This window comes from Allobosea sp. TBD101 (assembly GCF_059817965.1).
In genome coordinates this window covers 1,321,508-1,334,756 of record NZ_CM187543.1, presented here as the reverse complement: position 1 = coordinate 1,334,756, position 13,249 = coordinate 1,321,508, and the positions used below count along the sequence as shown (strand labels likewise).

Genomic DNA, 13,249 nt, shown 5'->3' with positions numbered 1-13,249 from the left:
CTTGTCTATAGTCCGCCGATCGCCTGCAGCAGACGGTGCTGCAGGGATGAACGCACATGGGCGCGAGCTGCGTTTTCCGCCTGCTCGCTGTCCCTGTCCATCAGCGCCTTGCTGATCGCGCGATGCTCCACGGCTGCCGATCTGGCCCGATCACCCATGGCAAGGTAGCTCGGCAGGAGCGACATCGTAACGCCGAGCTGCGTCAGGCTGCGCAGCAGATAACGGTTATGCGCCGCGAGCGCGATCATGTTGTGGATTTTGACGTTGATGTCGCTGAGGGCCTCGACGGTCACGCCCTGCTTGGATTCGAGCTGGGTAAGAGCCACGATGGTCTCCAGTTCGATATCGCTGGCGCTCTGAGACGCCAGACGAGCGGCAGCGCCCTCGAGCACTTCCCTCATAAAATAAAGCTCGACGACCTGTTGATGGTCGAGGCTGGAGACGATCAGGCCGCGCCGCGGCTCGTTCGTCAGCAAGCCATCGGCTTCGAGCCTGATGATCGCATCGCGCACCGGGGTTCGCGACACGCCGAAGCGGGCCGCGAGGTCGACCTCGGTGACGCGCTCGCCGCTGGGAAGCGCCCCCCTGCGGATGGCATCACGCACTTGTCTCTGGATATCGGAAGCAAGGTCGCCGCTGCCGCCCACTGGCCCATCGGCGCCGTCGGCCGAAGCCGGCTTGCTCGTCTCGGTAGAGCGGGTTCTGGCTGGCTTGGCCAATCCTAAAAAACCTTCCATCGCCTGACGCCGCGGACGGACCTGCCGAAGCACCAGTCGCAGCTAGTCAGTGCTCGGCCGACGTGCCGAGTTCCCCGTCTGCGGTTAACACAGATACCTCAGACTGGCCAAGACGGCCTCGGTCGAAGTCACGGCACGGGCGGCTAGGGCGACTTTTTCAACGGGCGTGCCGAGAGCAGGGCAGAAATCCGCGGAATGGACGCTTCACCCGTCGTGGCGAAGCCAGTGACGGCCGCGAACAGATCGCTTGCCTTCTCGTCACCCAGGACCGGCACGACGAGCCCTTCGAACTTTCCCTGGATCTGCGCCCAGCTGAGCGGACGATCCGGATGGCCGAGGACGATCTCGACGGACGCCTCGATCGTCTGCCCGTCGGAGAGATCGATCAGCAGCTTTGCCGCCACTTCCGACTGCCCCTTGACCGGAATGCATTCGATCTTCGGCAGGACGTCCGCGACCATAGGATTCTCGATAATGTCGTCGGTGAAGTCGAAAGCAGAGAGCTGATAGCCCGCGAGGCCCATGGCAATGCAGCAATAGGTGCTGAAACGGGCTTCGAGCCCCGTCTTGGGCGCAGGATTGCCGGCCGCCACCAAGGCGATCGGATTGACGAAGGCCTGGATCCGCATGACGGTCCGGTTACCGATCTGGTCTTTCACGCTCTGCGCCGCCTCGGCCGCCGCATGCGTGGCGCGGCAGCTTGCGAAGCGCTTATAGCCGTTGCGCATCAGATACCACTGCTTGTCGAAATCCAGTTCCGGCACGACAACATTGGCGTCCTTGAGAAAACTGGGCAACAGCCCCTTGTCGCGCTCGAACAGGTGCTGTCCGGCAACGAAGCCCGAACGGGCCATTTCGGCCGCCATCACGCCGTCCATCGCCGCCTTGCCGGCATGGAAGGGCTTGGAATGCGTGCCGAAAGAACCGACGAGCCCGCCGGCCGTGGTGGCGGCGACGCCGAGCGCGTTCGCGACCTGGACCTGATCGAGATTGAGCACAACACTCGCACTCGCGGCAGCCCCAGCACGACCGAAGATCGAGGTCGGGTGAAAGCCATGGTGTTGGAGCGTGCGACCGACCCCTTGCTGCCCCCCGCCGCCGAGACGCGCCATCACCTCATAGCCGGCGACGAAAGCACGAAGCGCAGTCTCGTCATCGGCCTCGTGATGCTCCGCCAGGCTCATCGCGGCAGACCAGCATGGGCCGCTGGGGTGTCCCCCGCCGGCATAATGCACGTCGTCGAGATCCATGGCGTGCGTCATGGTTCCGTTGAGCAAAGCGGCGATCGCCGGCTGGGTCTTCGAGCCCAGGAAGATGCGCGCTGCGCCGGGCGCGTTCCATTGGGCGGCGACCGATCGTAAGGCTTTGACGGCCCCGTCCTCGTGCCCGGCGATCGAGACGGCGATGAAGTCGGCGAGCGCCTGCCTGCCGGCATCCCGCACCGAGTCCGGCAGCGGACGGGAGCGCGCGCCTGCGATGTAGCTTGCCAGCTTTTCTGAACGGTTCCGCTCGAAGTTTTGGTCACTCATCATGTGCCTCCAGCGGCTCGACGGGTGTGAGGAGAGTTTCAACTCGTCGAGCTCTGGCATAGCGAAGAGATGCCGTTCGTCAAGAGCAAATGTATGCAAATGTATGGATAAACGACTTCCGGCACCATGATCCAGTCGTGCGCGAGGCATCGACAAGGATCGTGAAGCGCGGCAGGCAGCACCGCTGCACGTCAGCGAGATTTGACGCCGTTCGTCCTGCTCGGACGCCTGCCCTTTCGAGCTACAAGCCTCAGCTTGATCGCAACACGCGAAGACCTGGGAACCTGTCCGAGCGCCGGGTATTCCAGACTTTCCGAGACAGTAGATGAGTACGACCGAGATGCGTTTAGTCACAGCGGTTCTCGTGTCGGCCGGGACTGTTCCTGCCTATGGCGTGCTCTCGCGGCTGCTCCGCCAGCCCTCCTCTAGGGTCTTGCGGCCCTGCATGCAGCCGGACGGCTCGCATTCCATGGCGATCTCGCCCATCTGGCCGAAGCCGAAGCCTTTGCCGCCATGCTGGCCCCACTGCGCCGGACAGACTGGGTCGCCTGCAAGAGCGGAAGCCGGATGACCAAAAGGCAATACCGTGTCGCTCCGGGCCGGCGAAAATTATAACGCTATTTCAAATACATAAGTGTTCGCAGTTTTATCCTGAATGGCGCACCATTCGCCGTCCTCACGATATTTTCAGCGTTGTTGGGCTGTGCGGCTCAGCCGCCGGCGGCGAAGATTCATCTCCCTGCAGGTCATCCATGCCGGAAAATCAGGCCTTCCAGGCGAAAATCGTGACATAAGATTCCAGAATCACGCTCGGAACCCATGCCGGCGGCCGAGGAGCAGACGTCGGAAATGAGCGGAGTCATGGATGTGCGGAAGCCCGCGGCGAGCACCGGGCCATTTGCGCCTCTCCGCAACGTCACCTTCCGGGCGATCTGGCTCGCCGGGCTGATCTCGGGACTGGGATGGCTGATCCAGACCATCGCCATGAGCTGGCTCATGGCCACCATCACGCCGTCCAGTGTCATGGTGGCGCTGGTTCAGGCCGCGACCAACCTGCCAGCCTTCATCCTGTCGATCTTCGCCGGGGCGATCGTCGATAATTTCAATCGCCGCAAGGTGATGCTGGCAGCCCGGTCGCTGATGACCCTGACCGCCGTAGCGCTGACGATCCTCGTCGCGCTCGGCATGATCAATCCGTGGGTGATCCTGTTCTTCAGCTTCCTGGCCGGCTGCGGCATTGCCTTCAACGACCCGGCCTGGCAGGCCTCGGTGGGCGACATCGTCGATCGCAAGGACCTCGCAGCGGCCGTAACGCTGACATCCGTCGGGTTCAACACGGTGCGCAGCGTCGGGCCGGCGCTCGGCGGCATCATCCTGGCGACCTTCGGCCCCCTGACCGCCTTCTGCCTGTACACGCTCGGCCATCTCGCGCCGCTGGCCGTCGTCTGGCGCTCCCGATGGAAGGTGCCGACCTCGAGATTGCCGCCGGAGGCAATGCTGACGGCGATCTCCGACGGTATCCGCTTCACCTCACTGTCCTCCGAGATCAAGACGGCGCTCGGGCGCGGTTTCCTGTTCGGCTTCGCGGGTATCGCGATCCTCGCCTTGCTGCCGCTGGTGGTTCGCGACCAGCTCAAGCAGGGCGCGATTGCCTATGGCACCTTGATGGCGGGCTTCGGCGCAGGGGCGCTGCTGGCCGGCCTCGCCTCGACGACGCTGCGGCGCAAGCTGTCGGACGAGCAGATGCTGAAGCTGGCCTGCACGGCTTGCGCAACCTGCACGCTCTGTCTTTCGCTGACGCAGATGCCGGCCGTCGCGGCCCTCGCGTTGATGCTCGGCGGCGCCGGATGGGTCCTGGGCTGGTCGGGCCTCAGCATCAGCGTGCAATGGGCAAGCCCGCGCTGGGTCGTCGGCCGGACGATCTCGCTCTATTACGCCCTCACCTCGCTCGGGCTGGCTGCCGGAAGCTGGCTCTGGGGCATGGTCACCGAGAGCTATTCCCTGAGCTTCGCCCTGCAGGCGTCGACCGCGGCGTCCCTTGGCGTCGCCCTTCTCGGCTTTCTTCTGCCCATCCACCAGCGCAAGGATTCCGATGTCTCGACGCCCGACAATTTCGAAACGCCGGCGCTGGGCCTCGATCTGAAGCCGCGCAGCGGGCCGATCGCCGTCAAGATCGAGTATCGGATCGCCCCGGATCAGGTCGAAGCCTTTCTCGCCCTGATGCTGCAGCGACGGCGCGCACAGGGGCGCAACGGCGCGCGTCGCTGGATCCTGACCCGGAACCTGCACGACATCGCTGTGTGGACCGAGAGTTTCCGCACGCCGACCTGGCACGACTATCTGCGTTTCAACTACCGCCGCACCGCGGCTGACAGAGTGCTGAACGATAGCCTCGCCAACTTGCATATGGGCGACGGCGCGCCGGAAGTAACTCTCTCGATCGAACGCCCCACCGCAGTGCCTCGAAAGCCTGGCATCTTCCGGTCCGACACCCCTCACGGCTGAAGGCCGCGCGCCCCGCAGGGCCCGGCCGAATTCCTATAAAATTCCTATTCTGCGGCGCTGCCGGCCGTCTCGAACGGCTATGCCGCCAGCACGATAATCCCGCCCATGGTCGATCCGCTCGTGTCCTCGCCTTCAACAGGAAGGCGGGTCCGCGCGCGTCGGCCCATCGGTAACGCCCGGTCGAAAGGACCACGGCAATGGATATCGCCATGCTCGCGCTCGCCCTCGGCTTCTTCGCGGCAGCCCTCGCCTATGTCTCGGCCTGCGACGCGCTCTGAAGGAGCCCATCCATGTTCGTCGACTATCTCCTCGGCGGCGCGGTGACTGCGGTCCTGCTCGTCTATCTCACCTATGCGCTGCTGCGCCCCGAGCGCTTCTGAGCGCGGGCCGAGCTGAGAAAGCACCCCCATGACACTCTTTGGCTGGATCCAGATCCTGCTCTTCTGCGCGATCGTGCTCGCCTTGGTGAAGCCGCTCGGCGGCTACATCACGCGCGTCTTCAAGGGCGAGCGCACCTTCCTTTCCCCCGTGCTCGCGCCGGTCGAGCGCGGGCTCTATGCGCTCGCCGGCACGCATGAGCGCGAGGAACAGCACTGGAGCGCCTATGCGGTCGCCCTGCTGCTGTTCAACCTCGCCGGGCTGCTGCTGCTCTACGGGCTGCAGCGCTTTCAGGGCCTGCTGCCGCTGAACCCGGACGGCATGTCGGCAGTGCCTGCCGACCTCGCCTTCAACACGGCGGTCAGCTTCGTCACCAATACCAACTGGCAGGGCTATGGCGGCGAGAGCACCATGTCCTACCTGACGCAGATGCTCGGCCTGACCGTGCAGAACTTCGTCTCCGGCGCGACCGGCATCGCCGTCGCCATCGCCCTGATCCGCGGCTTCGCCCGCGCCTCCGCCCAATCGGTCGGCAGCTTCTGGGTAGATCTGACCCGCGCGACGCTCTATCTGCTGCTGCCGCTCTGCATCCTGCTGACGCTGGCCTATGTCGCGCTCGGCGTCCCGCAGACGCTCGATCCCTCCGTGACCGCGACGACGCTCGAAGGCGCGCAGCAGACCATCGCGCGCGGCCCGGTCGCCTCCCAGCTCGCAATCAAGATGCTCGGCACCAATGGCGGCGGCTTCTTCAACGCCAACTCGGCCCATCCGTTCGAGAACCCCGACGCCATCACCAATCTCCTCCAGATGGTCTCGATCTTCGCGATCGGCGCCGCGCTGACCAATGTCTTCGGCCGGATGGTCGGCAATCAGCGCCAGGGTTGGGCGATCCTCACGGCCATGGGTACCCTGTTCATCACGGGCATCGCCGTCTGCTACTGGGCCGAGGCTGCCGGCAATCCGCTGGTCCAGAGCCTCGGTCTCCAAGGCGGCAACCTCGAAGGCAAGGAGATGCGCTTCGGCATCCCGCTCTCGGCCCTCTTCGCGGTCGTGACCACCGCCGCCTCCTGCGGCGCGGTCAACGCCATGCATGGCAGCTTCACCGCTCTCGGCGGCATGATCCCGCTGATCAACATGGAACTCGGCGAAGTCATCGTCGGCGGCGTCGGTGCCGGCTTCTACGGCATCGTCCTCTTCGTCGTGCTGGCGATCTTCGTCGCCGGGCTGATGGTCGGCCGCACGCCGGAATATCTCGGCAAGAAGGTCGAGGCGCGCGAGGTCAAGATGGCGATGCTGGCCATCCTCTGCCTGCCGGCCGGCATGCTGGTCTTCACGGCGATAGCCGTGGTGCTGCCCGGCGCCGTCGCCTCGGCCGGCAACAGCGGCCCGCACGGCTTCTCCGAGATCCTCTACGCCTATACCTCGGCGGCGGCCAACAATGGCTCGGCCTTCGCCAGCCTCTCGGCGAACACGCTCTGGTACAACGTGACGCTCGGCATCACGATGCTGGTCGGCCGCTTCTTGGTCATCATCCCGGCGCTCGCCATCGCCGGATCGCTCGCCGCGAAGAAATCCGTGCCTGCCTCGGCCGGCACCTTCCCGACGGACGGCCCGCTCTTCGTCGGCCTGCTCGTCGGCGTCATCCTGATCGTCGGCGGCCTGACCTTCTTCCCGGCGCTGGCCGTTGGCCCGATCGTCGAGCATCTCGCGATGCTCGCGGGCCAGAGCTTCTGAGGAGGCCGCCATGGCAAGCTGCCTGCGCCAATTGCGCCGCGACGCCGTCCATCGTGACGCCGCATCGCGGGAAACGGACAGGGCGCCCCCGCGCCCTGCCACCCTCATCCTCGGCCTGACGGTCGCTTTGTTCCTCGTCCTGCTGCTCGTCCGGGCGCTCGCCGGCCTCGTCGCCGCTGCCTGAGCCGGACCTTACACCCTTCCGCTGGAGCCTCTTATGAGCCCATCCAAATCCGCGAGCCTGATCGACGCTCGGATCCTGCTGCCGGCGCTTGCCGACGCCTTCCGCAAGCTCGACCCGCGCAGCCTCGCCCGCAACCCGGTGATGTTCGTCGTCGCCGTGGTCTCCGCGCTGACCACCGTCCTCTTCCTGAAGGACCTCGCCACGGGGGGCGCCAATCTCGGCTTCTCCTTCCAGATCGTGCTCTGGCTCTGGTTCACCGTGCTCTTCGCCAATTTCGCCGAAGCGGTGGCCGAGGGGCGCGGCAAGGCCCAGGCGGACTCGCTGCGCAAGACCCGCTCCGAGACCGAAGCCAAGCTGCTTTCGGGCGATGACCGCAGCCAGTTCCGGCTCGTGCCCGGCACCTCGCTCAAGGTCGGCGATGTCGTTCTGGTCGAGGCCGGCGACATCATCCCCTCCGATGGCGAGGTCATCGAGGGCGTCGCCTCGGTCAACGAGGCCGCGATCACCGGCGAATCCGCCCCCGTGATCCGCGAATCCGGCGGCGACCGCTCGGCCGTCACCGGCGGCACGCAGGTGCTCTCGGACTGGATCCGCGTCCGCATCACCGCCGCGGCCGGCTCGACCTTCATCGACCGCATGATCGCGCTGGTCGAAGGCGCCGAGCGCCAGAAGACCCCGAACGAGATCGCGCTCAACATCCTGCTCGCCGGCATGACGCTGATCTTCGTGCTCGCCACCGTGACGATCCCGAGCTTCGCCACCTATGCCGGCGGCTATATCCCGGTCGTCGTGCTGGTCGCGCTGTTCGTCACGCTGATCCCGACGACGATCGGCGCGCTGCTCTCGGCCATCGGCATCGCCGGCATGGACCGTCTGGTGCGCTTCAACGTGCTCGCCATGTCCGGCCGCGCCGTCGAGGCCGCCGGCGACGTCGATACGCTCCTCCTCGACAAGACCGGCACGATCACGCTCGGCAACCGCCAGGCGACCGAGTTCCGCCCCGTGCGCGGCGTCGGCGAGCAGGAGCTGGCCGATGCCGCCCAGATCGCCTCGCTCGCCGACGAGACGCCGGAAGGCCGCTCGATCGTCGTGCTCGCCAAGGAGAAATACGCCATCCGCGCCCGCGACATGGGCTCCCTGCACGCGACCTTCGTGCCCTTCACCGCGCAGAGTCGGATGAGCGGCGTCGATCTCGAGGGCTCGCAGATCCGCAAGGGCGCGGTCGATGCCGTGCTGAAATATGTCGAGGGCGCCAGCGCCAAATCCACGCCCGAGACGGTGCGCGAGATCCAGGCCATCGCTGCCGAGGTGTCGAAGGCCGGCGGCACGCCGCTTGCGGTCGCCCGCGACGGCCGCCTGCTCGGCATCGTCCATCTCAAGGACATCGTGAAGGGCGGCATCCGCGAGCGCTTCACGGAACTCCGCCGCATGGGCATCCGCACGGTGATGATCACCGGCGACAACCCGATGACCGCCGCAGCGATCGCGGCCGAGGCCGGGGTCGACGATTTCCTCGCCCAGGCCACGCCCGAGAACAAGCTCGCCCTGATCCGCGAGGAACAGGCCAAGGGCAAGCTCGTCGCCATGTGCGGCGACGGCACCAACGACGCCCCGGCGCTAGCTCAAGCGGACGTTGGCGTCGCCATGAACACCGGCACGGTCGCAGCCCGCGAAGCCGGCAACATGGTCGATCTCGATAGCGACCCGACCAAGCTCATCGAGATCGTCGAGATCGGCAAGCAGCTGCTGATGACGCGCGGCGCGCTGACGACCTTCTCGATCGCCAACGACGTCGCCAAGTATTTCGCGATCATCCCCGCGATGTTCCTGGCCTTCTACCCGCAGCTCGGCGCGCTCAACATCATGGGGCTTCAGACGCCGCAGAGCGCCATCCTCTCGGCAATCATCTTCAACGCGCTGATCATCGTCGCGCTGATTCCGCTCGCGCTGAAGGGCGTGAAGTACCGCGCGGTCGGCGCCGGCGCTCTCCTCAGCCGCAACCTCACCGTCTACGGGCTCGGCGGCCTCGTCGTCCCCTTCATCGGCATCAAGGCCATCGACATGGCCATCACTGCCCTCGGCCTCGTCTAAGGAGCCGCAGACATGCTCAAGCAGATCCGCCCCGCCCTCGTGATGATCGTCGCGCTGACCGCCATCACCGGCCTCGCCTACCCGCTCGCCATGACCGGCATCGCCCAAGCCGTGTTTCCGCGCCAGGCCAATGGCAGCCTGATCGAGAAGGATGGCAAGATCATCGGCTCCAGCCTGATCGGCCAGAACTTCACCAGCGAACGCTATTTCCACGGCCGCCCCTCGGCGACGGTGGGAACCGACCCGAACGACAGCACGAAGACCGTGGACGCGCCCTATAACGCGGCCAATTCCAGCGGCTCCAATCTCGGCCCGACCAACCAGAAGCTGGTCGATCGGATCAAGGCCGAGACCGAGAAGCTCAAGGCCGAGAACCCGGATGCGCCGGTGCCGATGGAACTGGTGACCGCCTCTGGCAGCGGGCTCGACCCGCATATCTCGCCCGAGGCCGCCTATTTCCAGATCGCGCGTGTCGCCAAGGCCCGCAATGCCGACCCGGCGACGCTGAAAGCGCTGGTCGATACCCATGTCGAGCGGCGCAAGCTCGGCTTCATCGGCGAGCCCGTCGTCAACGTGCTCGCGCTGAACCTTGCTCTCGACGGCGCCGCCCAGCGCTGACACAAAGGCCCCGGCGGCGCGCGAGGCGCCGCCGTTTTCCCCTTGCGGACCCACATGACCATCGCCGACAGCCATCGCGAGACGAGAGGCAGGCCCTCACCAGAGGCGCTCCTCGCCAGCGCCCAGCGCGAAGGGCGCGGGCGCCTGAATATCTTCCTCGGCGCGGCGCCGGGCGTCGGCAAGACCTATGAGATGCTGACCTCCGGCCGCGCCCGCCGGGCGGAAGGGATCGATGTCGTGATCGGCGTCGTCGAGACCCATGGCCGCAGCGAGACGAAAAGCTTGGTCGACGGTTTCGAGATCGTCCCGCGCCGGCTCGTCGACTACAAGGGCCGCGCGCTCGACGAGATGGACCTGGACGCGATCCTGGCGCGGCGCCCGGCCCTCGTCCTCGTCGACGAACTCGCCCATACCAATGCGCCCGGCAGCCGCCATCCCAAGCGCTATCTCGATGTCGAGGAATTGCTGTCGCGCGGCATCGACGTCTACACCACGCTCAACATCCAGCATGTTGAGAGCCTGAACGACGTCGTCGCCCAGATCACCCGCATCCGCGTCCGCGAGACCGTGCCGGATTCGATCGTCGACCGCGCCGACGATATCGAGATCATCGACCTGACACCAGCCGACCTGATCAAGCGGCTCGAAGAGGGCAAGGTCTATCTCGGCAAGACCGCCAAGCGCGCCGTCGCGAACTATTTCTCGTCGGGCAACCTGACGGCCCTGCGCGAGCTGGCGCTGCGCCGTACCGCGCAGCGGGTCGACGACCAGCTGCTCAGCCATATGCAGGAACACGCGATCTCCGGCCCCTGGGCGGCGGGCGAGCGCATCCTGGTCTGCATCGACGACAGCGTCGGGGGGCCTGCCCTCATCCGCCATGCCAAGCGGCAGGCCGACCGGCTGCGCGCGCCCTGGAGCGCGCTTTATGTCGAGACGCCTCAGGCCGCGGCCTTGCCCGAGGCCGCGAAGACTCGCATCGCCAATGCGCTCCGGCTTGCGGCACAGCTTGGCGCCGAGGCGATCACCCTGCCCGGACAGGACGTCGCTGGCGAGATCCTGCGCCATGCCGCCGCCGGCAACGTCACCCAGATCATCGTCGGCAAACCGGCCAAGCCGCGCTGGCGCGAATGGCTGAGGCCTTCCGTCTCGCATGAATTGATCAGCCGGACCGGCGATATCGGCGTGCATGTCGTCGCCTTGCGCGAGCAGCCGCCGGAGGCGGATGCCGGCGTCTCGGCCATCGGCAAGCCCGGCTTTGCGCCTAAGCCCTATCTCGCGGCAGCGGCCTATGTCGCGGCCGCGCTCGGCGCAGCCGAACTGCTCAGCCAGATCATGGATCTGCGCAATATCGCGCTGGTCTTCCTCACCGCCGTGCTTGCTTCAGCCGTGACCGCCGGGCTGGGTCCAGCCCTCTTCGCTTCGCTGCTGAGTGCGCTCGCACTGAACTTCTTCTTCATCCCACCGCTCTACACGCTGACGATCGCCGATCCCGAAAATGTCGTCGCGCTCGGCTTCTTCCTGCTCGTCGCGCTGATCGCCTCGAACCTGACGGCCCGCGTCCAACGTCAGGCCAATGCCGCCCGTCAGCGCGTCCGCACCACCGAGGACCTCTATCTCTTCTCGAAGAAGCTCGCCGGCACCGGCACGCTCGACGACGTTCTCTGGGCCAGCGCCTTCCAGATCGCCTCGATGCTGCGCCTGCGCGTCGTCATCCTGATGCCCGAGGACGGAACGATCGCGGTGCGCGCCGGCTATCCGCCCGACGATACGCTGGTCGATGCCGATATCGCCGCCGCGCGCTGGGCCTGGGAGCATGATCGCCCGGCCGGGCGTGGCGCCGATACCCTCCCTGGGGCCAAGCGGCTCTACTTGCCCCTGCGCACCGGGCGCACCGCCATCGGCGTGATCGGCCTCGACGACGACAAGGAAGGCCCTCTGCTGACGCCGGAACAGCAGCGCCTGCTCGATGCGCTGGCCGACCAGGCTGCGGTGGCCATCGAGCGCATCCAGCTCGTCGCCGATGTCGACCGTGCCAAGCTCGCGGCCGAGGCCGACCGCCTGCGCTCGGCGCTGCTGACCTCGATCTCGCATGACCTGAAGACGCCGCTGGCCTCGATCATGGGCGCGGCCGGCACCTTGCGCGACTATCGCAACGCCCTGCCTGAGGACGACCGCACGGCCCTGCTCGCGACCGTGATCGACGAATCCGAGCGCCTCAACCGCTTCATCGCCAATCTCCTCGACATGACCCGGATCGAATCCGGCGCGATGGAGCCGAATGCGGCTTTGGTCGATGTCGCCGACGTGGTCGGCAGCGCTTTGCGCCGCGCCAGCAAGATCACCGCCGGCCACCACGTCGAAACCGCACTGCCCGGCGACCTGCCGATGCTCAGGCTCGACCCCGTCCTGTTCGAGCAGGTGCTGTTCAACCTGCTCGACAATGCCGCGAAATATGCGCCCACCGGCAGCGCCATTGCCATCCGCGCCCGGCAGGACGGCCGCGAGGTGCTGGTGACGGTGACCGATGAGGGCCCGGGCCTGCCGCCCGCCGATCTCGAACGCGTCTTCGACAGCTTCTACCGCGTCAGGAAGGGCGACCAAGTTCGCGCCGGAACCGGCCTCGGCCTCGCCATCTGCCGCGGCTTCGTCGAGGCGATGGGTGGCACGATCACGGCGGCCAACCGGGCCGATCACAGCGGCGCAATCTTCACCATCCGCATGCCGGCCGACGCCCAGCCCAACCAAGTGGAACCGCAGACATGACGGCAACGGATATCAAGGTGCTGGTCGTGGACGACGAGCCGGCGATCCGCCGCCTGCTCCGCGTCGGACTCTCGACCGAGGGCTACGCCATCCGCGAGGCCGCGACGGCGCGCGAGGCGATCGAACGCATAGCCGAGGACTTGCCCGATCTCGTCATCCTCGATCTCGGCCTGCCGGATGTGTCCGGGCAGGAGCTTCTGCAGAAATGGCGCGCCGAGGCGCTCACCCTACCGATCGTCATCCTATCGAGTCGCACCGACGAGGCCGGCATCGTCGCGGCTCTCGAAAACGGCGCCGACGACTATGTCACCAAACCCTTCGGCATGAAGGAACTGGCGGCGCGCCTGCGCGTCGCCCTGCGCCACAAGCTCCAGCAGCAGGGCGAGAAGCCGATCTTCCAGACCGGCGAACTCTCGGTCGACCTCGTCAAGCGCATCGTCAGGCTGGGAGAGCAGGAGGTGAAGCTCTCGCCCAAGGAATACGACATCCTGCGCATCCTCGTGCAGCATGCCGGCAAGGTGCTGACGCATCAGTTCCTGATGAAGCAGGTCTGGGGCGCCTCGGCCGATGTGCAGTACCTGCGCGTCTATGTCCGGCAGCTCCGCCAGAAGATCGAGCGCATCCCCGACCAGCCGCAATACATCACCACCGAGACCGGCGTCGGCTACCGCCTGCGCGAAGCCGAATGAGTCCTGCCCCAAGGCAGAAGT

Annotated in this window: 10 protein-coding genes and 1 pseudogene; 9 read left to right on the top strand and 2 right to left on the bottom strand. The window is 66.4% G+C overall.

What is annotated here, in order from left to right:
* Window positions 1–5: 5 nt before the first annotated feature.
* Window positions 6–719: a GntR family transcriptional regulator gene (locus AC6RIC_RS06260; RefSeq protein ID WP_499735527.1), complete on the bottom strand. Its 714-nt coding sequence runs from the start codon at window positions 717–719 to the stop codon at window positions 6–8.
* Between the two features lie 161 nt (window positions 720–880).
* Complete coding sequence (locus tag AC6RIC_RS06255; RefSeq protein ID WP_499735526.1) at window positions 881–2,416, bottom strand: MmgE/PrpD family protein; 1,536 nt, start codon at window positions 2,414–2,416, stop codon at window positions 881–883.
* A gap of 212 nt (window positions 2,417–2,628) precedes the next feature.
* Here AC6RIC_RS06255 and AC6RIC_RS06250 point away from each other — a divergent pair.
* The 9 genes and pseudogenes from AC6RIC_RS06250 to AC6RIC_RS06210 all read left to right on the top strand — a co-directional run.
* Window positions 2,629–2,812, top strand: a pseudogene (locus AC6RIC_RS06250) (IS91 family transposase); the annotation flags it as partial.
* A gap of 315 nt (window positions 2,813–3,127) precedes the next feature.
* Entirely contained in the window at window positions 3,128–4,771 is a 1,644-nt protein-coding gene (locus AC6RIC_RS06245) for an MFS transporter (protein ID WP_499735525.1), read from the top strand.
* Window positions 4,772–5,061: 290 nt separating this feature from the next.
* Complete coding sequence (locus tag AC6RIC_RS06240; RefSeq protein ID WP_173044066.1) at window positions 5,062–5,151, top strand: K(+)-transporting ATPase subunit F; 90 nt, start codon at window positions 5,062–5,064, stop codon at window positions 5,149–5,151.
* A gap of 28 nt (window positions 5,152–5,179) precedes the next feature.
* Window positions 5,180–6,883, top strand: coding sequence for a potassium-transporting ATPase subunit KdpA (gene kdpA, locus AC6RIC_RS06235; protein ID WP_499735524.1), 1,704 nt, complete (start codon window positions 5,180–5,182; stop codon window positions 6,881–6,883).
* 10 nt (window positions 6,884–6,893) lie between these two features.
* Window positions 6,894–7,067 carry a hypothetical protein gene (locus AC6RIC_RS06230; protein ID WP_499735523.1) on the top strand — a complete coding sequence of 58 codons (174 nt, stop codon included), beginning with the start codon at window positions 6,894–6,896 and terminating at the stop codon, window positions 7,065–7,067.
* A 33-nt stretch (window positions 7,068–7,100) separates the two neighbouring features.
* A complete protein-coding gene (gene kdpB, locus AC6RIC_RS06225) occupies window positions 7,101–9,158 on the top strand; it encodes a potassium-transporting ATPase subunit KdpB (RefSeq protein WP_499735522.1) in 2,058 nt (685 codons plus the stop codon).
* Window positions 9,159–9,170: 12 nt separating this feature from the next.
* Window positions 9,171–9,776 (top strand): K(+)-transporting ATPase subunit C, encoded by a 606-nt coding sequence (locus tag AC6RIC_RS06220; RefSeq protein ID WP_499735521.1) that lies wholly within the window; start codon window positions 9,171–9,173, stop codon window positions 9,774–9,776.
* Between the two features lie 54 nt (window positions 9,777–9,830).
* A complete protein-coding gene (locus tag AC6RIC_RS06215; protein WP_499735520.1) occupies window positions 9,831–12,539 on the top strand; it encodes a DUF4118 domain-containing protein in 2,709 nt (902 codons plus the stop codon).
* Complete coding sequence (locus AC6RIC_RS06210) at window positions 12,536–13,228, top strand: response regulator transcription factor (RefSeq protein ID WP_499735519.1); 693 nt, start codon at window positions 12,536–12,538, stop codon at window positions 13,226–13,228. Before AC6RIC_RS06215 ends, AC6RIC_RS06210 begins: the two co-directional genes overlap by 4 nt.
* The last annotated feature ends 21 nt before the right edge of the window (window positions 13,229–13,249 follow it).